This is a genomic window from Candidatus Ruthia endofausta (assembly GCF_013342985.1).
Classification (GTDB): Bacteria; Pseudomonadota; Gammaproteobacteria; order PS1; family Pseudothioglobaceae; genus Ruthia; species Ruthia endofausta.
The window spans coordinates 991,185-1,009,553 of the sequence record NZ_CP054490.1 but is presented as its reverse complement, the minus strand read 5'-3'; the positions used below and the strand labels follow the sequence as shown (position 1 = coordinate 1,009,553).

Annotated in this window: 18 protein-coding genes and 1 tRNA gene; 14 read left to right on the top strand and 5 right to left on the bottom strand. The window is 34.7% G+C overall.

Annotation, left to right across the window (positions count from 1 at the left end):
* The first annotated feature begins 19 nt into the window (after positions 1–19).
* The 6 genes from HUE58_RS05695 to HUE58_RS05670 all read left to right on the top strand — a co-directional run bounded on the left by HUE58_RS05695 (position 20) and on the right by HUE58_RS05670 (position 4,216).
* Positions 20–325 carry a hypothetical protein gene (locus HUE58_RS05695; protein WP_174606031.1) on the top strand — a complete coding sequence of 102 codons (306 nt, stop codon included), beginning with the start codon at positions 20–22 and terminating at the stop codon, positions 323–325.
* Positions 326–431: 106 nt separating this feature from the next.
* A complete protein-coding gene (gene petA, locus HUE58_RS05690) occupies positions 432–1,028 on the top strand; it encodes a ubiquinol-cytochrome c reductase iron-sulfur subunit (protein ID WP_174606030.1) in 597 nt (198 codons plus the stop codon).
* Between the two features lie 13 nt (positions 1,029–1,041).
* On the top strand, positions 1,042–2,265 hold the full coding sequence (locus HUE58_RS05685; protein WP_174606029.1) for a cytochrome b: 1,224 nt from the start codon (positions 1,042–1,044) through the stop codon (positions 2,263–2,265).
* A complete protein-coding gene (locus HUE58_RS05680; protein WP_422851471.1) occupies positions 2,266–3,135 on the top strand; it encodes a cytochrome c1 in 870 nt (289 codons plus the stop codon). It abuts the gene before it with no gap.
* Between the two features lie 79 nt (positions 3,136–3,214).
* Positions 3,215–3,844, top strand: a complete 630-nt coding sequence (locus HUE58_RS05675) for a glutathione S-transferase N-terminal domain-containing protein (RefSeq protein WP_174606028.1) — start codon at positions 3,215–3,217, stop codon at positions 3,842–3,844.
* A gap of 6 nt (positions 3,845–3,850) precedes the next feature.
* Positions 3,851–4,216, top strand: coding sequence for a ClpXP protease specificity-enhancing factor SspB (locus HUE58_RS05670; protein ID WP_174606027.1), 366 nt, complete (start codon positions 3,851–3,853; stop codon positions 4,214–4,216).
* On the opposite strand, the gene bioD is transcribed toward HUE58_RS05670, so the two are convergent.
* Positions 4,213–4,854, bottom strand: coding sequence for a dethiobiotin synthase (bioD, locus tag HUE58_RS05665; RefSeq protein ID WP_174606026.1), 642 nt, complete (start codon positions 4,852–4,854; stop codon positions 4,213–4,215). The genes HUE58_RS05670 and bioD overlap by 4 nt on opposite strands.
* A gap of 39 nt (positions 4,855–4,893) precedes the next feature.
* Between bioD and HUE58_RS05660 the strand changes: the two genes are divergently transcribed.
* Both HUE58_RS05660 and leuS read left to right on the top strand, forming a co-directional pair.
* Positions 4,894–5,868 carry a dihydroorotate dehydrogenase gene (locus tag HUE58_RS05660; protein WP_174606025.1) on the top strand — a complete coding sequence of 325 codons (975 nt, stop codon included), beginning with the start codon at positions 4,894–4,896 and terminating at the stop codon, positions 5,866–5,868.
* Entirely contained in the window at positions 5,865–8,315 is a 2,451-nt protein-coding gene (gene leuS / locus HUE58_RS05655) for a leucine--tRNA ligase (RefSeq protein WP_174606024.1), read from the top strand. The genes HUE58_RS05660 and leuS overlap by 4 nt, the downstream gene beginning before the upstream one ends.
* A 404-nt stretch (positions 8,316–8,719) precedes the next feature.
* Here the strand turns inward: leuS and HUE58_RS05650 are convergent, their stop codons facing one another.
* The 4 genes from HUE58_RS05650 to dnaA form a co-directional block, all read right to left on the bottom strand.
* Positions 8,720–9,607 (bottom strand): phosphoribulokinase, encoded by an 888-nt coding sequence (locus HUE58_RS05650; RefSeq protein ID WP_174606023.1) that lies wholly within the window; start codon positions 9,605–9,607, stop codon positions 8,720–8,722.
* A gap of 29 nt (positions 9,608–9,636) precedes the next feature.
* Positions 9,637–12,045, bottom strand: coding sequence for a DNA topoisomerase (ATP-hydrolyzing) subunit B (gyrB, locus tag HUE58_RS05645; RefSeq protein ID WP_174606022.1), 2,409 nt, complete (start codon positions 12,043–12,045; stop codon positions 9,637–9,639).
* Between the two features lie 438 nt (positions 12,046–12,483).
* Positions 12,484–13,587, bottom strand: coding sequence for a DNA polymerase III subunit beta (gene dnaN, locus HUE58_RS05640; RefSeq protein WP_174606021.1), 1,104 nt, complete (start codon positions 13,585–13,587; stop codon positions 12,484–12,486).
* A 213-nt stretch (positions 13,588–13,800) separates the two neighbouring features.
* Complete coding sequence (gene dnaA, locus HUE58_RS05635; protein ID WP_174606020.1) at positions 13,801–15,102, bottom strand: chromosomal replication initiator protein DnaA; 1,302 nt, start codon at positions 15,100–15,102, stop codon at positions 13,801–13,803.
* A 65-nt stretch (positions 15,103–15,167) separates the two neighbouring features.
* Between dnaA and HUE58_RS05630 the strand changes: the two genes are divergently transcribed.
* The 6 genes from HUE58_RS05630 (at position 15,168) to HUE58_RS05605 (ending at position 18,355) form a co-directional block, all read left to right on the top strand.
* A complete protein-coding gene (locus tag HUE58_RS05630; protein WP_174606019.1) occupies positions 15,168–15,686 on the top strand; it encodes a YqhA family protein in 519 nt (172 codons plus the stop codon).
* 71 nt (positions 15,687–15,757) lie between these two features.
* Positions 15,758–16,504 (top strand): triose-phosphate isomerase, encoded by a 747-nt coding sequence (gene tpiA / locus HUE58_RS05625; RefSeq protein WP_174606018.1) that lies wholly within the window; start codon positions 15,758–15,760, stop codon positions 16,502–16,504.
* Between the two features lie 2 nt (positions 16,505–16,506).
* On the top strand, positions 16,507–16,866 hold the full coding sequence (secG, locus tag HUE58_RS05620; protein ID WP_174606017.1) for a preprotein translocase subunit SecG: 360 nt from the start codon (positions 16,507–16,509) through the stop codon (positions 16,864–16,866).
* Positions 16,867–16,892: 26 nt separating this feature from the next.
* Positions 16,893–16,978, top strand: a tRNA-Leu gene (locus HUE58_RS05615).
* A gap of 696 nt (positions 16,979–17,674) precedes the next feature.
* The gene (locus tag HUE58_RS05610; protein ID WP_174606016.1) at positions 17,675–17,911 is read left to right on the top strand and encodes a hypothetical protein; all 237 of its coding nucleotides are present in this window, start codon (positions 17,675–17,677) and stop codon (positions 17,909–17,911) included.
* A gap of 27 nt (positions 17,912–17,938) precedes the next feature.
* On the top strand, positions 17,939–18,355 hold the full coding sequence (locus tag HUE58_RS05605; protein ID WP_174606015.1) for a hypothetical protein: 417 nt from the start codon (positions 17,939–17,941) through the stop codon (positions 18,353–18,355).
* Positions 18,356–18,369 lie beyond the last annotated feature (14 nt).

Here is an 18,369-nt window from a genome sequence, read left to right as displayed (position 1 = left end):
TTTTCTCATAGATATATAAATGTGTCAGTATAAAACCCTAACAAATCTTGCAAGTTTTGTGCCCAATGGTCAACTTGGGCAACTATTTGCCCAAGCAAAGGCCTATAACAAAATTAACATTGAGCTTGCTAAGCTTTTACCAAGCACACTAAAATCACTTGAATTGTGCTTAATTAAAGACAATACAGCAACATTAATAACCCATAATCAAGCTATTGCTTTTAGAGCTCAAAAGCAATTAGTGATATTGCTAGAACTTTTGACACAAATACCAGCGCTTGAGTCTGTAATACACGTAGAAATCAAAATTAATATCAACAAATAACACTCATAACAATTATCTATTACATAAAGCTAATATACATTATAATGATTAGGGTTTAAAATTAGATTTTATTTGCGAACATTCAAAATAAAGGATTGTAACTCTTATGTCAGAACAAGAAATAGACTTGAAGAAAAGGCACTTTTTAACAGGCGCTACAAGCGTAGTTGGTGCAGTAGGTGTTGGTTTTGTCTTGGTGCCATTTTTATCATCATGGATGCCTTCAGCAAGAGTAAAAGCAGCTGGCGCACCAGTTGACGTTGATATTAGCAAGTTAGACAATGGGCAGTTGGTTAGGGTTCTGTGGCGGAAAAAGCCCGTTTGGATTTTTAAGCGTGACAAAACAACCATTGAAAATTTAAGCACGTTGGACAGCGTCTTAACCGACCCTGGTAGCAATGAGCTCTCTCAACAACCAGAATACGCTAAAAATCTTTATCGCTCAATCAATCCTGATGTTGCCGTTATTGTTGGTGTTTGCACTCACCTAGGTTGCTCGCCAACTTATCGACCTGAACTGGGCGCTGCCGATCTTGGTGGAGCCTCATGGAAAGGTGGTTTTTATTGTCCTTGCCATGGCTCTAAGTTTGACTTAGCAGGCAGAGTTTATGCGGGCGTTCCAGCACCAACAAACTTGGTCATTCCGCCTTATCATTTTATCGCCGATTATCTTATTCGAATTGGCATTGATCCAAAAGCATAATCAGGAGAATAGGATGGATAATAACAAAAACTGGATTGATCAAAGATTTCCACTAACCAAAGTTTGGAACGAACATTTAGCAGAATATTACACCCCTAGAAATTTTAATTTCTGGTATTTTTTTGGCTCATTAGCCATGTTGGTATTGGTCATGCAAATTATAACCGGCATTTTCTTAACCATGCACTTTAAACCTGATGCAGCGCATGCCTTTGCCTCAGTTGAATACATTATGCGTGATGTTGACTGGGGTTGGCTCATTCGCTATCTACACTCAACAGGTGCCTCTGCTTTTTTCATTGTTATTTATTTGCACATGTATCGTGGTTTGCTTTATGGCTCATACAAAACACCGCGTGAGTTGATTTGGATTTTAGGCATGGTACTATATATTGCATTAATGGCAGAAGCTTTTATGGGCTACGTATTACCGTGGGGGCAAATGTCATATTGGGGCGCACAAGTTATTATCTCACTATTTGGTTCAGTGCCTGTATTTGGTCCAGATATCCTAACCTTCATTTTAGGTGACTATGCAGTTGGCGATCCTGCTCTAAATCGTTTCTTTTCATTACACGTGATTGCTTTACCGTTGATTTTAGTTATTTTGGTGTTTTTGCACATTGTGGCATTACACACAGTGGGCTCAAACAATCCAGACGGGATAGAAATCAAGCAAAATAAAGATAAAAATGGTATTCCTAAAGATGGCATTCCATTTCATCCATATTACAGTGTTAAGGATATTGTGGGCGTAGTGGTATTTTTAATGATTTTCTCAGTTTTTGTATTCTTCGCCCCAGCAATGAATGGTTATTTCTTAGAAAATGCCAACTTTGTTGAAGCAAATCCACTTAAAACACCTAGTCATATTGCACCACTTTGGTACTTAACGCCTTTTTATTCAGTATTAAGAGCCATTCCACCTATGTTTGGTTCACAATTCCCAGGCGTTGTTGGTATGTTTGCAGCACTATTAATTTTAATTGCACTACCATGGTTGGACAGATCTAGCGTGAAATCAATCCGCCATCGTTCATGGCCTTATAAAGTTGCCCTAGGGGTTTTTGTTATCAGTTTTGTTGTGCTTGGCTACTTAGGTATGCAGCCAGTAACACCAATTAATGCGCTATTAGCAAGAGTATTTACAGTTACTTATTTTGGGTTCTTTATCTTAATGCCTTGGTTTACTTCCATTGGAAAAACCAAACCAGTGCCAACAAGAGTAACGGGATAAATGATGAAAAAACAATTACACGAAACACTAATAACAGTCGCAATTTTAACTTTCTCTCTTAATGTCTTTGCATCAACTGAGGTTCATCTAGACCATGCTAATACTGACATTAATGATAAAAAATCATTGCAAAGAGGTGCAAAATTATTTATGAATTATTGTTCTGGCTGTCATTCAATCCAATTTATGCGCTACAATCGCATTGGAAAGGACTTATTCTTAGATGATGTCATTGCTACTTATGAGAAAGCAAAAGTAGCTGTGCTAAATAATCAATCGCTAGAACATAACGACCTTACAGCTCTTTCAAAGGCATTTGATAATGAAATCACTAGTCTTGAGCAGGCTAAAAGTTTTTTTGCAAAAATTTCTAAAGAAGAAATTGAAGAAAATTTAATAAAAGCCACTGATAAAGAGGTGGAAAAAAATCTAATATTTACCGATGAAAAAGTAGGTTCATTAATCACTTCAGCCATGTCTGTTTCTGATGCTGAACAATGGTTTGGCAACAATCCAGACCTATCTTTGGTGTCGCGCTCAAAAGGCACAGATTGGATATACACTTACTTACGTGGGTTTTATAAAGACGATTCACGTGTATTTGGTGTAAACAATCATGTACTAGAAAACGCCTCCATGCCAGATGTTCTATGGCAGTTAAAACAAGACAAATCCAGCAAAGAATTTAACCAAGATATTAGAGATATTACCAACTTTCTAGACTATGTTGGTGAGCCAGCTAAGCTGGTACGATTTGACCTTGGTATTAAAGTATTGGGCTTTTTGTTTGTCTTATTCATTTTTGCCTATTTACTGAAAAAAGAATATTGGAAAGATGTTAAATACGGAAAATGGCGTGCTAAGGATTAATTTCTAATACAAGTAAAGTTCACTCTACATAACAGCGTTTTTAAAAACGCTGTTATTATTATTTTTAAAGGTAATTATTATGTTAACAAAACCTAACCCTGCTTCAACAACTCTTTATTCTTCACCACAAGAGATGGAATCCCATGCAGTGCGCTTCATCATGGCTGAGAAAAATATTGAAAGAGAGGTGTTAAATTTGAAACTTGAGGAAATTCCTGAAGAAATTCTAGAGCTTAACCCGTGTCAGTCATTACCTACTTTATTTGATAGAGGGATTGTTTTATACGACCTTTCGGTGGTGATGGAATACCTTGATGAACGTTTCCCGTTCCCGCCATTATTACCTGTGGACCCGATTGAAAAATCGGAGAAAAGATTACTTATCTTTAGATTTACCAGAGCACCTGGTTGTTGGTTTGAATTGGTAAATACCATTGAATCAGGCAACAAGAAAGGTGCTAATGAGGCGCGCAAAATCCTAAAAAGTAATCTGATTGAATTAGTGCCTTTGTTTGCTTATAAACCTTTCTTTAAAAGCGACGACATGACCATTGTTGATGCCTGCCTAGGCGCTTTATTATGGCGTTTAAAAAAGCTTGACATTGAGTTAGGTGTACCAGGAAAAGCCGTTACAGATTATGCAAATAGACTTTCTGCTAGAGACAGCTTTAAAGCAAGCCTAACCGATTGCGAAAAAGAATATAACTAAAAAACAATGGAACAATGGGTTGTGCCTTCTGTAGTACCTTACTTAATCAGAGCCTATCACGCATGGATGGAAGATGCTGAGCTAACCCCTCACATATTGGTCGATTGCACTTATTCAGGCGTAGTTGTACCAAAGCAATTCATTCAACAGAACAAAATTGTTCTAAATATTGCCAGCAACACAACCCATGACTTAGTGATTAATAATAACAGTCTTAGTTTTAAAGCAAGGTTTTCTAATAAATTAGTTGATATCTTTGTGCCTATCAATGCGGTTTCTAGCATTTATGCGGGTGAAAATGGCGAAGGCACGCTCTTTAAAACTGAAACTAAAAAAACCGAAAAAAAACCAAACTTAACGCTGCTTAATTAAATCACTAATAGAATTTTCTCAACTTGGCTTTCAAACGCTGCTAAATCATCTTGATTAAACACATTGATATTAATGTCCGTATACTGAGCAATTTCTTGTGCATTTTTTAACAAATTAGGTTGAATTTGATTCAACACCAACATGCTTATATTAAGCCCATAACGCTGAGCCGCGTTAATACTAAGCAACGCCTGATTGACCGCACCTAGTTCATCTTTAACCACCAGCACTACGGGCATATCAAGCACTTGAATTAAATCACTGTTTAATGCTTGTATTGCTATTGGAGAAAGCAACCCGCCCGCCCCTTCAACAACAACAAACTCATCTACCATACAAGCATCAACCAAATCATCTAGGGTAAGTTTTAACCCTAAGGCTTGGCTTGCCATCTGCGCACTACTACACGCCTCAAATTTATATCGGCATACTTTGTCAATTGGTTCATTAATATTGCAAGCCTTGGATAATAATAAGGCATCTTTTGGTATCAGCTGTCCATTTTGATTTTCACAGTCACTTTCAACTGGTTTTCTAACACTCACCTTGAGAGTGCTTGATAATAACCTAATCAAATGCTGAGCAATAAATGTTTTACCAACATTGGTGTCACTACCACTAATGAATAATCCTTTCATGAATAATAATTTTAACAGTAAAAATGTATAATACCACCCATGCATAATAACTTAAAGACTCAATTCTGCGGGCTTTCGCTAAACTCACCCATTGTTCTTTTATCAGGCTGTGTTGGCTTTGGTGAGGAATATACACGTATTGATGGATTTTCTAACGCTGATGTGGGCGCAGTTTGTCTTAAAGGCACAACCCTAGAGCCATGTTTAGGTAATGTCCCTCATCGAATATGTGAAACACCTAGTGGTATGATTAATGCCATTGGATTGCAAAATCCTGGCACTGATGTGGTAATTAACAATATCCTACCAAAATTGGATAAAGCCGAAACTTATTTTATCATTAATATTTCTGGCTTATCCGTTGAAGAATATGGCGAAATTGCCAAACGCTTTGACAATACAGATATTGACGCAATTGAAATTAACATCTCTTGTCCAAATGTTAAAGAAGGTGGCGTGGCTTTTGGCAATGACCCAGATATGTCTTATCGAGTCGTAGAAATTTGCCGAAAAAATACCACTAAACCTATCATCACTAAATTATCACCCAACCAAACTGACATTGCTTTTAGCGCCCAGCGCTGCATTGATGCAGGTACTGACAGTTTGTCAGTGATTAACACACTTATGGGTATGTCCATTGATACTAAAACTAAAAAACCAATCATTGGTAACAATCAAGGTGGTCTATCTGGCTCTGCTATTAAACCAATCGCTCTGTTAAAAGTACATCAAGTTTATCAAATCAGCAAACGTCACAATGTACCCATTATTGGTCAAGGTGGTATTACCACTGCTAATGATGCAATAGAATTCATTATCGCAGGTGCAGCCACTGTTGGTATAGGTACAGCACTGTTTTATGACCCATTAGTGTGTCATAAAATCAACGATGGTATTAGTGAATATTTAAATGAAAATAATTTGGATAGTATTGGTGATTTAGTGGGCACATTAGAGCTTAATTCTGCTATATCAACCTGTGACACTAACACCAACAAAAATACCTTATGAATTCAGAATATAATGCTCAACAAATTGAGGCGCAAGCGCAAAAATATTGGCAAGAAAACAAATCTTTTGAAGTCAGCGAAGACACTTCAAAAGAAAAATATTACTGCTTGAGTATGTTCCCCTATCCGTCTGGGCGTTTACACATGGGACATGTACGTAATTATAGTATTGGCGATGTGATTTCACGCTATCAAAAAATGCAGGGCAAAAATGTCATGCAACCGATTGGCTGGGATGGGTTCGGCTTACCAGCTGAAAACGCCGCATTGAAGAACAAAGTCCCGCCAGCCAAGTGGACCTATAAAAATATCGATTATATGAGAGCCCAATTAAGCCAACTAGGTTTTGGTTATGATTGGTCGCGCGAAATTGCTACTTGCCACCCAAAATATTATCGTTGGGAACAATGGCTATTCATTAGGTTGTTTGAAAAAGGCTTGGTATATAAGAAAAATGCCATTGTTAATTGGGATCCTGTTGATCAAACCGTGTTGGCAAATGAACAAGTGATTGATGGGCGTGGATGGCGCTCTAATGCCCTGATTGAGAAAAAAGAAATCTCACAATGGTTTATGCGTATCACTAATTATGCCGATGAATTGCTCAATGATTTAGATAAACTTAATGGCTGGCCAGATGCCGTCAAAACCATGCAAAAAAATTGGATTGGTAGATCTATTGGTCTAGAGGTTGATTTTCCTAGACGTAATGCCGATTCTCTTAGAGTTTACACTACTCGTCCAGACACACTCATGGGTGTTACCTATCTAGCCATCGCCAGTGAACATCCTCTTGCGCTTGAGGCGGGCAGAAATAACCCACAGGTACAAGCCGTTATTGACGAGTGCAAAATCCTAAAAACCACCGAAGCGGCAATGGAAACCATGGAAAAAAAGGGTATTAATTCTGGGCTAAAATGCACACACCCAATGACAAATGAGGATGTACCTATTTGGATTGCTAATTTTGTCTTAATGGACTACGGTACAGGTGTAATCATGAGTGTACCTGCACATGATGAACGGGATTATGAATTTGCCAAAAAATACGGTATTACTATCAAACAAGTCATTAATGAAAACGCAAATATTGATGAAAACGCCATGATTAACAAAGGAGTGTTGTTTAACTCAGGTGAATTTAACGGCATGAACTTCGAGCAAGCCTTTAACAGCATTGCCAAGACCTTAACAGACAAAAACTTAGGCAGAAAAAAAATCAACTACCGTTTGCGTGATTGGAGTATATCACGCCAACGCTACTGGGGCTGCCCAATCCCCATCATCAACTGTCCAGGTTGCGGAGCAGTGGCAGTACCTGAAGCCGACTTACCCGTTGTTTTACCTAAGGAAGTGAGTTTTGATGGTATTGGCTTGCCGATTAAAAAAATACCTAAATTTTATCAAACAACTTGTCCGAAATGTGGCGAGGCAGCAAAGCGAGAAACTGACACTTTCGACACTTTCTTTGAATCATCTTGGTATTTTGCCCGCTACACTTGCAAAGATAATAACGATAAAATGCTAGACAAGCGCGCCAATTATTGGCTAGCCAATGGCGGTGTAGACCAATATATTGGCGGTATTGAACATGCAATTTTGCACTTGCTTTATGCTAGATTTTTTAATAAATTATTGCGTGATGAGGGTTTTATTAAAAACGACGAGCCGTTTAAAAACTTACTCACCCAAGGTATGGTGCTTAAAGATGGTGCTAAGATGAGTAAATCCAAAGGCAATACCGTTGACCCTACACAAATGATTGAAAAATATGGCGCTGATACAGTGCGCCTATTCATCTTATTTGCCGCACCACCAACCCAAGATCTAGAATGGAGTGATTCAGGTCTAGAAGGCGCATACCGCTTTATTAACAAAGTTTATCGCCTAGTTAAAGGCTTTATCCAAGACCATGAAAATCACGCCATTGGCACTTTAGACAATCTTAGTAAAACCCAAAAAGACATCCGCCTTAAGACCTATAAAACACTTAGCAAAATTACCGATGATATAAGTCGCAGGCATTTATTTAATACTGTTATTTCCGCACTTATGGAACTGTGCAATACCTTGTCTAAATTTGATGATATCAGCGAAACCTCTATGGCAGTCCGCCAAGAATCTATCCATATCTTACTTAAAACCCTAAGCCCAATTTCACCGCACCTATGCCATCACTTGTGGCAAAAACTAGGCAATACAAAGGCGATTATCAACGAACCATGGCCAAATATTGATGAATCAGCACTAGCTCAAGACGAAGTGAAAATTATCGTTCAAGTAAATGGTAAACTACGTGCTAAGTTAATACTCAACACTGATGCTGATAAAACACAAGTTAAACTACAAGCATTAGCGAATGAAAATATTACCAAATTCACCAAAGGAAAAGCTATCGTCAAAGTGATCATTATACCGAATAAATTGGTTAATATTGTTGTCAAATAAGCCTTTTTAGTATAAAAAATATACTTTTTTATAGTTTTGGTAAAGGATTATAAGAGGTAGTATAACAAATTACTCCAATTCTTAGTCTACACACACTTATAAAAGAATCTAAAGTAGAACTTAAGAAGTGACATTATTCTGTTATAATTTTTTCAGAATTTGAAATACCCTGTTCTAATGCAAGTAGATTTCTTGAATCTATTGCACAATTTCTCCTTAAATACTTTGGAAGATTATTTTTATTAGAAAAATAAAGAGTAAGAAAATATTAAAAGTACAACTTAGATATCATTACTAAAAAAACTTTAAAATACCGAAACCAATTATATACCACTAACGGCAATTACTCATAATACCAATAAATAAAAAACTGGGCTTTAAAGGGATTGCTTGTTACTTTCATTTTACTTATTTTCAATCATTTTTTTAATAATTGGATAAAGAATAATTTCCATTGTTAAGCTCATTTTTCCACCTGGAACAACGATAGTATTACGTCTGGACATAAACGAGCCATTAATCATATTGCATAAGTACATAAAATCAACAGGTGTTTTGTCTAAATCATTAAAACGAATCACTACAAAACTTTCATCTGGTGTTGGAATATCTCGAGCAATAAAAGGGTTGGAAGTATCTACTGTTGCCACACGTTGGAAATTAATATCTGTTTGTGAAAATTGTGGTGTTATATAGTTAATATAATCTGGCATTCTACGCAAAATAGTATCGACTGTTTCTTCTGCTGAATAACCTCTTTCTGAATTATCACGATGAATTTTTTGAATCCATTCAAGATTAACACTGGGAACAACGCCAATTTTTAAGTCACTATATTGTGCCATATTTATATCGCCTGTAACTACTGTGCCATGCAAACCTTCATAAAATAATAAATCTGTACCACCACCTACTTCTTCCCAAAGGGTAAACTCGCCTGGGTTTAAATCGGTGTTTAGACGTTGGTTGTGTTCAGCGGCCTCTTTCTCAGAGTGTAAATAATAACGACGATCACATTTACCTGTTTCGCTATAATCTTTGAAAGTTTGTTCAATTTTGTCAAATAAATTAGCATCAGGGCCAAAATGAGAAAAGAAATTATTGCCTAAATCCTCTTGTTTTTTAACATTTGCTTTCATTGAGGTACGATCATATTTGTGAAAACTATCCCCTTCAACAATTAAAGGATTAATATTTTCTTTTCTAAAAATATGCTCAAAAGCACGTTTAACAAAGGTTGTTCCAGCGCCTGATGAGCCTGTCACTACAATAACTGGATGTTTATTTGACATACTTATCTCCTTATTTATATTAGTTTTTATTAAAAATCTAAGTTATCAACCGACAGAGCATTGTCCTCAATAAAGTTTCTTCTAGGTTCGACTTCATCACCCATTAGGGTGGAGAAAACTTCATCAGCAACAATGGTATCCTCAATCTTAACTTTAAGTAGGGTTCTTTGTTCAGGATCCATGGTAGTTTCCCAAAGTTGTTCAGGGTTCATTTCACCTAAACCCTTGTATCTTTGGAAACTTTGACCTTTTTTAGCATCTTCAATTAAAAAATCAACCACATGACTAAAGCAATCAACTTTAACTTGTTTGGCTTTCTTTTCAACATAAGATTCTTGAGTAATTACACTTTCAATTTTCTGAGAAAATTTTTTAATAGTTTGATATTCAAGAGAATTAAAGAATACTGCATTTAGTATGATATGATCAGTATCAACTCCATATACGCATAATGTATATTCAACTTCATTAGAATCAGCGTTAAAAGTAACCGTATGTTTTTGTGTTAGTGTTACAGCCTGATTTAATTTTTCAGTTAAATTTATACACCAAGTGTTCATATTTTCTTGGTTAATTAAATCATCAATAGGTGTTAAACTCGCAATTGCTTTGAGCAAAGTTAAATTATAGCGTTTAGATAATTTATCAATAATGGTATTTATTTTATAATATTCTTTCACCAAAGATTCTAATGCCACACCTGAGATAGCAGGCGCTTCTTTTGATATAAAGAAATACGCATCATTAACCGCTTCTTGTAATAAATAATCGTTTAATTCTTGATTATCTTTTAAATAACGTTCTTGTTTTCCTTTTTTTATTTTATATAAAGGCGGTTGTGCAATGTATAAATATCCATTTATAATTAATTCTGGCAAATAACGATAAAAAAAGGTTAACAATAGAGTACGAATGTGTGCACCATCTACATCTGCATCTGTCATAATCACAATTTTATGATAACGTAATTTGGTAATATCGTACTCTTCTTTGCCAATACCACAACCTAGTGCGGTAATTAAAGTGCCCACTTCTACTGAAGATAGCATTTTTTCGAAGCATGCTTTCTCAACATTTAAGATTTTTCCTTTAAGGGGTAAAATAGCTTGCGTACGACGATTACGACCTTGTTTGGCAGAGCCACCTGCAGAATCACCCTCAACTAGGAAAATTTCACTCTCAGCAGGATCTTTTGTTTGGCAATCACTCAATTTTCCCGGCAAATCAGCGATATCAAGCACCCCTTTACGACGGCTCATTTCTTTTGCTTTCCGAGCTATATTACGTGCATGTGAGGCGTCTAAAATTTTCCCAATAATAATTTTTGCTTCTGTTGGGTTTTCTAATAAATAATCATCCAGTTTTTCACTTAGTGCTGATTCAAGAGGGGCTCTCACTTCACTTGATACTAATTTATCTTTAGTTTGTGATGAAAATTTTGGATCAGATACTTTAATACTAACAATCGCTGTTAGGCCTTCACGAGTATCCTCACCTGTAATTGAAGCTTTTTCTTTTTTAGCAATGCTAGAATTATCAATATAATTATTAAGTGTTCTGGTTAATGCCCCTCTAAAACCAGCTAAGTGAGCACCACCATCTCTTTGTGGTATGTTGTTTGTGAAACAATAAATACTTTCCTGATAAGAATCAGACCATTGCAATGCAACATCGATTTTAATATCATTACGCTGCGCATTGATTGTAATAATATTATTATGAATTGGATTTTTTGCTTTATTAAGATGCTCTACGAATGCTTTAATACCACCTTTATATTTAAAAATATCTTTCTTGTTTGTTGATAATTCTTCAATTTCAATATGAACACCTGAGTTTAAGAACGATAATTCACGAACACGATTTGCTAAAATATTATATTTAAATTCAGTAATTGCAAAAACAGTAACACTGGGTTTGAAGTGAATGATTGTACCTGTTTTATCTGATTTTCCAATCACTTTCATTGGTTCATCAGGTACACCAATATCATAATGTTGAAAATGAGTTTTACCACTACGATACACAGTTAATTCAACCCATTCACTTAGTGCATTAACAACAGAAATGCCCACACCATGTAATCCACCTGATACTTTATAAGAATTATCGTCAAATTTACCCCCTGCATGGAGCATGGTCATAATCACTTCCGCTGCAGATATTTTCTCTTCAGGATGAATATCAACAGGAATACCACGACCATCATCACTAACAGAAACTGATTGATCTTCGTGAATGGTTATGTTAATTTTTGAACAATATCCAGCTAAAGCTTCGTCAATAGCATTATCAACAACTTCAAACACCATGTGATGCAATCCAGTGCCATCATCGGTATCACCAATGTACATACCAGGACGCTTTCGAACCGCATCTAAGCCTTTTAAAACTTTAATACTAGAGGCTTGATATTCTTGTGATTGTTTTTTAGACATAATCATTGTAAATAAATACAATGATTATACCACGCAAACAGATAAATCCTATTTATTTACGGTTGTGATTGTTGTTTATGTTGTTATATTTAAAGGGATATAGCAATAATTATTATAAAATAATGAAAGAATGATAACACCTTTGTTAATATGAAAAAAATATTTGTACTATCATCTTTAATCAAAGGTAAATTATGATTAATATTGGTCATAAAATTTTGCACATCTAAGGTGTTTAAATAGTGTAATATTATTTTATTTTTTTCCTTTGTTTAATTCAAAACTAGCTTTATGAGGGGTTATAATTTGGATGGGTAGTATTTTCGTTAGTTCACTGGTGTTTTTCAATCGTTGCTATTATTATTATCTACATTGATTAACTCTTTAATAACTTTGATTAGTTATTTAGTATTATTAATAAACAATTTATTAATAATACTAAATACGCATAGGCATAACAACATATTGATAAATGTCGTCATTCATACTACTTAGTAAACAAGATTGGTTTTCTTCACCAGATACCACCATATTAATTTCGTTGGTGTGTAATTTTTCTAAAATTGAAATCAAGTAGTGAATGTTAAATGCAATTTCAATTTCTTTATCAAAATTTTTAGTGCTGATTTGTGTTTTGGCTTGCCCTCTTTCAGAATGTGAAAAAATGTGTAGTTGTGAATCCTTAAATATTAATTTAACACCTTTAGTTCGTTCTTCAACAAAAATTGAGGCTTGCTGTAGTGAATTTAAAAAAGCTAAGCGGTCAATAATAATGGTGTTGTTAAAATTTGTGGGTAATACTTGTAAATAGTTAGGGAAATTACCATCAATTAATCGACTAATAATAGTCGTATTATTGCTAATAAGATAAAAATAATTATCTGATAAATGGATGGTAATTTCTTCGTGTCTATTTTTATTAAGTAGTTTGGTTAATTCAAGTACCGCTTTTCTTGGTAAAATAATTGTTTTTTTATTAGATAAGTTGTTGACTTGTTTCACTTCGCCAATAGCAAGTCGATGACCATCAGTTGCAACAACGGTGATACTATTTTTATCAAACTCAAAGTATAAACCGTTTAAGTAAGCTCTAATGTCTTGGTTACCCATTGAAAAACTAGTGTTTTCAATTAAATCTTTTAAAATATGCTGTTTAATTTTAATGATATTATTGTTTTCTATTTTTGGTAATGATGGAAAATCTTGATGATTAAAGGTATTAAGCTCAAATGAATTTTTATTAGTTTTAATGTAAATTTTAGAACTTTCAATAATAAATTCAATTATAGTGTCTTCTGATAATTTTTTGATGATATCAATTAAATTTTTTGCATAAATTGTAAAAAAAGCTTCTTCTTGGGTTTTTATAACTTGAGAAGCTCTTATCTCAATTTCCATGTCTGTTGTGGTTAAAGTTAACAAATTATTTTTAAGTTGGATAAGAACATGAGAAAGGATGGGCAATGTTTGTTTTTTCTCAACTACACTAATAACTGTTTGTAGGGGTTCAAGTAGTTCTTTAACAGTGAGTTGTGTGTCCATTAGAAAATCCTTTTATCAAAAAGTTATTATTATTATTAGTATGGTTATCTTATGTTAATAATGGTTATTTTTCTTTAAAAAATAAAGTTTTAGTCTGTTGATAACATTTAAGTATTTTATGTAAAAAAATATGGATATGTGTATAAATTTTATAAAGTGTTTAGGTTGTTAATGTTGTTAACACCTGGTTGGATAAGTTAGGTGTGGGTATGTTTATAAGTTAGCTAATTTTAATTTTATTAATTCGTAATCATTCTTTATTTCAATACTCTCTAGGTGTTTTTTTTTGATTTTTTTAATCGCATGTAAAACAGTGGAATGATCTCGATTTCCAAAATGTTTTCCAATTTTGCTCAGTGATAAAGAGCTCAATTCATGGCAAATAAATATTGCCATTTGTCTGGCAAGTACCATGTGTTGTTTACGGGATTTTGAGCTTAAATCAGAGATAGTTAAAGCGTAATGTTTAGCCACTTCTTTTTGTATATCGTTAATGTCGATGTTTTTAACTTGGGGTTTGATTAAATCACCTAAAGCTGTTTCAATAATTTCTTTAGAGATAAAATCATGATTGATTTTTGAAAAATCAATAAAGGCTTTAAGTTTAAGAAGTGCACCTTCAAGGTCTCTAACATTAGAAGAAATATGACCAGCAATAAACAAAGCAGTATCTTCTGTTAAGTTGATGTTAATTCTTTTATTTTGTGCTTTTTTAAGCAAAATAGCAGCGCGCATTTCTAATTCTGGCGGGGTTAGATGTAGGTTTAAACCTTGGGAAAATCGGGTTTTTAAGCGATTTTCTAGCGATTTGATGTTTTTAGGTGGTTGGTCACAGGTAAAAATAATTTGCTTTTTACCACTGAATAGAAAATTAAAAATATGAAAAAATTCTTCTTGAGATTTTTCTTTGCCTGCAATTAAATGGACATCATCGACCAATAATAAATCAGCAGATTGATAAAAAGTTTTAATATTCTCAATGGTGTTGTGTCTCAGGCTGGAGGTAATGTTCCTAACAAAGTCCATTAAAGGTACATAGATTATTTTAATATTTGGATTTTTTTCTTTTGCTAAGTGTCCAGAAGCTTGCATTAAGTGCGTCTTTCCAAGGCCTGAACCACCATAAATAATAAAAGGATTGTAGGGCGAGGTTTTTATATTTTCAGCAATTTGTTTGGTTGCGCCATAGGCCATTTGGTTGGCATTGCCCAGTACTAAATTATCAAATGTGTAGTCTTCAAATAAAGGCGTGGTGTGTTGTTGGGTGTTTTGTGAATTTTGATTGGTTGCGATACTGATAAAAATTTTTAGATTTTTGTTGTGTTGTGCAACTGCATTTTTGATTTGTGCTTTCAGGTTCTTATTGATATAGTTAAGCACTTGAAAATTAGGTGCTAATAAAGATAAAGTATTGTTATTTTCAAATGCTTTTAAGGGCTGTATCCATACACTATATTGAGAAAGAGGGATACTGTCTCTAAGAGTGTTTAAACATTCTGACCAGATTTGCGACATAAAAGCTAAATTAAAATTAAGTAATGATATACTAAAATATTATATTATGCACGTGGAGTTAATCAATGAGTGGTTTAGAAAAGTATTTTGAAAAATTATTGTGGAGTTCTCGCCACATGGTTTTTGCGGCTGTTATTTCGTCGTTATTGTTGTCGTTATTACTATTTGTTATCACTGCAGTTGATGTGGCTGCTTTATTGATGCACGCTTTTGATTATATTTCAGCCACAACAGAAGTTAGAAAGGTGTTAAGGATTGAATTGGTTGCGCATACAGTAGGTTCAATTGATGGATTTTTGTTAGCAACTATTTTGTTAATTTTCTCATTGGGCTTGTACGAGCTTTTTATTAGTGACATTGATGAGGCTAAAAAAAGCGGCCAGTCGTCTAAAGTTTTGGTGATTAATTCACTGGATGATTTGAAATCTAAACTTGCTAAAGTAATACTTATGATTTTAGTGGTGACTTTTTTTGAGGTGTCTTTGTCAATGTTATTTAATTCAGCATTAGATTTAATGTATTTTTCTTTGGGTATTTTAATGGTCTCTTTGGCCTTATATTTTAGCTCGAAATCTTCACACTAAGACTCTAACAGGATTGATTTTTACAATCAAATAGCGTAACATTACCTCTTTTTTAAAAAAAGATAATTATTATGCGTCAAGTAATCATAGCGGGCAACTGGAAAATGAATACCTCAAAAGAAGAGGCGGATACATTGGTTATGGGTATTCTTTCAGGTATGGCAGATGTTAAATCTAAGGTCATCGTTTGTGTGCCTTCACCTTATATGTCACAGGTTGAGGCATTGATTGTACATTCACAACTTAATTTAGGCGCGCAGAACTTAAATATCAACGCATCAGGCGCTTTTACGGGCGAAATCAGTGCCGATATGATTAAAGATTTTGGTGTACAGTATGTTATTGTCGGTCATTCAGAGCGCAGAAGTCTTTATGGTGAAACCGATGAGATTGTTGCACAAAAAGTACAAGTTGCACTGGATAATAATTTAACCCCACTTTTTTGTATCGGTGAATTGTTAGAAGACAGAGAATCTGGCAATACGCAAGTGATCGTTTCAAAACAAATTCAAGCAGTGATTGATCAGGTTGGTATTGACGCGTTTAAAAATATTATTGTGGCTTATGAGCCTGTTTGGGCAATTGGCACAGGTGTTACCGCAACGCCACAGCAAGCACAGGACACACATGTTTTTATTCGCTCAATGTTAGCTGAACACGACGCTGATATTGCACAAACCACCCCGATTCTTTATGGTGGTAGTATGAACCTTAGTAACGCAGCTGAATTACTTAATTGTAAAGATATTGATGGCGGTCTAATTGGTGGCGCTTCACTTAAAGCACAAGATTTCTTACAAATTTGTAAAGCGGGTTAATAATGTCGTTTCAAGTTATTTTAATTGTTCATATATTATTGGCACTAGGTTTAATTGCTTTAATTTTAATGCAACATGGCAAGGGTGCTGATGCAGGTGCTGCTTTTGGTGCAGGTGCTTCTGGGTCAGTTTTTGGTGCACGAGGTGCAAATTCATTTCTTTACAAGTTAACTGCTAGTTTGGCTTTTGGCTTCTTTTTAACCAGTTTGACATTGGCTTATTTAGCAACCAATGACAGTGATGTTAATAGCGAACCAACAAGTATTATGGAACAAGTAACAGGTGAGACAGTTCCATCTGACGTGCCTATGGTTGTTATGCCCATTTCAACTGGGTCAGATATTAGTGATATTCCAAACTAGTAATATTTCAAATTCCAACCTTATATGCCGATGTGGCGGAATTGGTAGACGCGCTACCTTGAGGGGGTGGTAAGCTACGCTTGTGCCGGTTCGACTCCGGCCATCGGCACCACTTTTGATAATCTTATTTAAAATCTGAATAGGGTGTAATATAAAAAGCGAAGACTTTTTAATTTTGGTGTACAGCCTGCCAGTGCGATTTTTGTTGCGCTATTGGCTGATTTTTTCTTAGTGCCTGCGATTATGAAACTCATCATCCATAATAAAGGAGATTTATAGTGAAAAAAACTATATTAACAGCGTTTATTGCACTGCCTGATTATATATATTAATCAGAATTTTCTGACGATAAGGCTAGAACATTATGGAAAAAATTGATGCCAGAGACGATGGTGTTAGTGTAATAGTAATAAAGTCAAGGCAATCTTTAAGCCTATCATGATTTTGTTTATGGCGTTAATTTGAGCAAATACACTACTGTGCCCAAAGGGGCTATAAGCACGAATTGAATTTAAATGAATTAACCCTTGAGGTAGTATTAAGCATAAATTTGATTTAAAATTGGCAGACAAATTATTATTTGGGGAAAGTCAGATTTTATTTGCATAACAGACCTTCTCAATCCTTTGGATAATTGCATACCAGACTTGGTAGATTGATGAGTAAACTGAATTATTATTTTGATAAATTGAATTTATCCATGATTGTTTTGCATGAAAATCGTTTTAGAAAAACTACCCCACCTATGGCTCTGATTTTAAAATAAGTGTAGATAAGCCTTGTTAACAAGGCTAGTGGCGGTTTGGACGTGGTATTAAGTCTTACGGGCGTTTTTGAAGGTTATGATTTAGGCCTATATTTTTCAGGTACTTATATTGACAAGCCGTATTTAGAAGGCGGCTTGTCAAGAATGTCGCTTGATTATGCTATTGATGATCAAACCTCAATCAGTGGTGGTGTGATTGATTATATGGGTGGATATTTGCCAGTATTCGAAGATATTAAGAACAATGATAGAATCTTTGCTAAAGTAAGCTTTTTTTAGGATGATGATTGATTGCTGGATATTTTTATGAAAAAAGTTAACTGGTTATTATTTTTTCTATTAATAACACCCAATGTATCCTTGGCGTTTTGGAATGGTAATAATTGGGCATCAAATTACAACAACCAGATAAATAATCCTTATTGGAGAGTTCCTTCAAGCGTTATGAATTATTACAATACTGCAAAAAATCCAAGCGTTTGGCTAAATGACACAAAACCTCGAGCTCAGAATAGGGTTAAGCCTAGTAATTGGCTAATAAAAACTGATTTTTCTTCTACCTTGAAAGAAAACAAAGCATTGAGACCTAATTTTACTATTGATAACGATGTTGGACAATACCGGAGAAATTTTTTTGGGGTAAGGGGCGTAACTCATAACAAGCAAGGCCGTACGTTGTCTCCTGCAGCAGTTTCTACCTTAAGGGTTATTAATACTCAATAAGATTGAGACAATAT

Coding starts and splice junctions, on each gene's coding strand:
- dnaA (WP_174606020.1), bottom strand. CDS start 15,102: ATGTCGCAAATCTGGTCAGAATGTTTAAACACTCTTAGAGACAGTATC.
- HUE58_RS05605 (WP_174606015.1), top strand. CDS start 17,939: ATGAAAAAAGTTAACTGGTTATTATTTTTTCTATTAATAACACCCAAT.
- HUE58_RS05685 (WP_174606029.1), top strand. CDS start 1,042: ATGGATAATAACAAAAACTGGATTGATCAAAGATTTCCACTAACCAAA.
- bioD (WP_174606026.1), bottom strand. CDS start 4,854: ATGAAAGGATTATTCATTAGTGGTAGTGACACCAATGTTGGTAAAACA.
- leuS (WP_174606024.1), top strand. CDS start 5,865: ATGAATTCAGAATATAATGCTCAACAAATTGAGGCGCAAGCGCAAAAA.
- HUE58_RS05660 (WP_174606025.1), top strand. CDS start 4,894: ATGCATAATAACTTAAAGACTCAATTCTGCGGGCTTTCGCTAAACTCA.
- dnaN (WP_174606021.1), bottom strand. CDS start 13,587: ATGGACACACAACTCACTGTTAAAGAACTACTTGAACCCCTACAAACA.
- secG (WP_174606017.1), top strand. CDS start 16,507: ATGTCGTTTCAAGTTATTTTAATTGTTCATATATTATTGGCACTAGGT.
- HUE58_RS05695 (WP_174606031.1), top strand. CDS start 20: ATGTGTCAGTATAAAACCCTAACAAATCTTGCAAGTTTTGTGCCCAAT.
- HUE58_RS05675 (WP_174606028.1), top strand. CDS start 3,215: ATGTTAACAAAACCTAACCCTGCTTCAACAACTCTTTATTCTTCACCA.
- gyrB (WP_174606022.1), bottom strand. CDS start 12,045: ATGTCTAAAAAACAATCACAAGAATATCAAGCCTCTAGTATTAAAGTT.
- HUE58_RS05650 (WP_174606023.1), bottom strand. CDS start 9,607: ATGTCAAATAAACATCCAGTTATTGTAGTGACAGGCTCATCAGGCGCT.
- HUE58_RS05630 (WP_174606019.1), top strand. CDS start 15,168: ATGAGTGGTTTAGAAAAGTATTTTGAAAAATTATTGTGGAGTTCTCGC.
- HUE58_RS05680 (WP_422851471.1), top strand. CDS start 2,266: ATGATGAAAAAACAATTACACGAAACACTAATAACAGTCGCAATTTTA.
- HUE58_RS05670 (WP_174606027.1), top strand. CDS start 3,851: ATGGAACAATGGGTTGTGCCTTCTGTAGTACCTTACTTAATCAGAGCC.
- petA (WP_174606030.1), top strand. CDS start 432: ATGTCAGAACAAGAAATAGACTTGAAGAAAAGGCACTTTTTAACAGGC.
- tpiA (WP_174606018.1), top strand. CDS start 15,758: ATGCGTCAAGTAATCATAGCGGGCAACTGGAAAATGAATACCTCAAAA.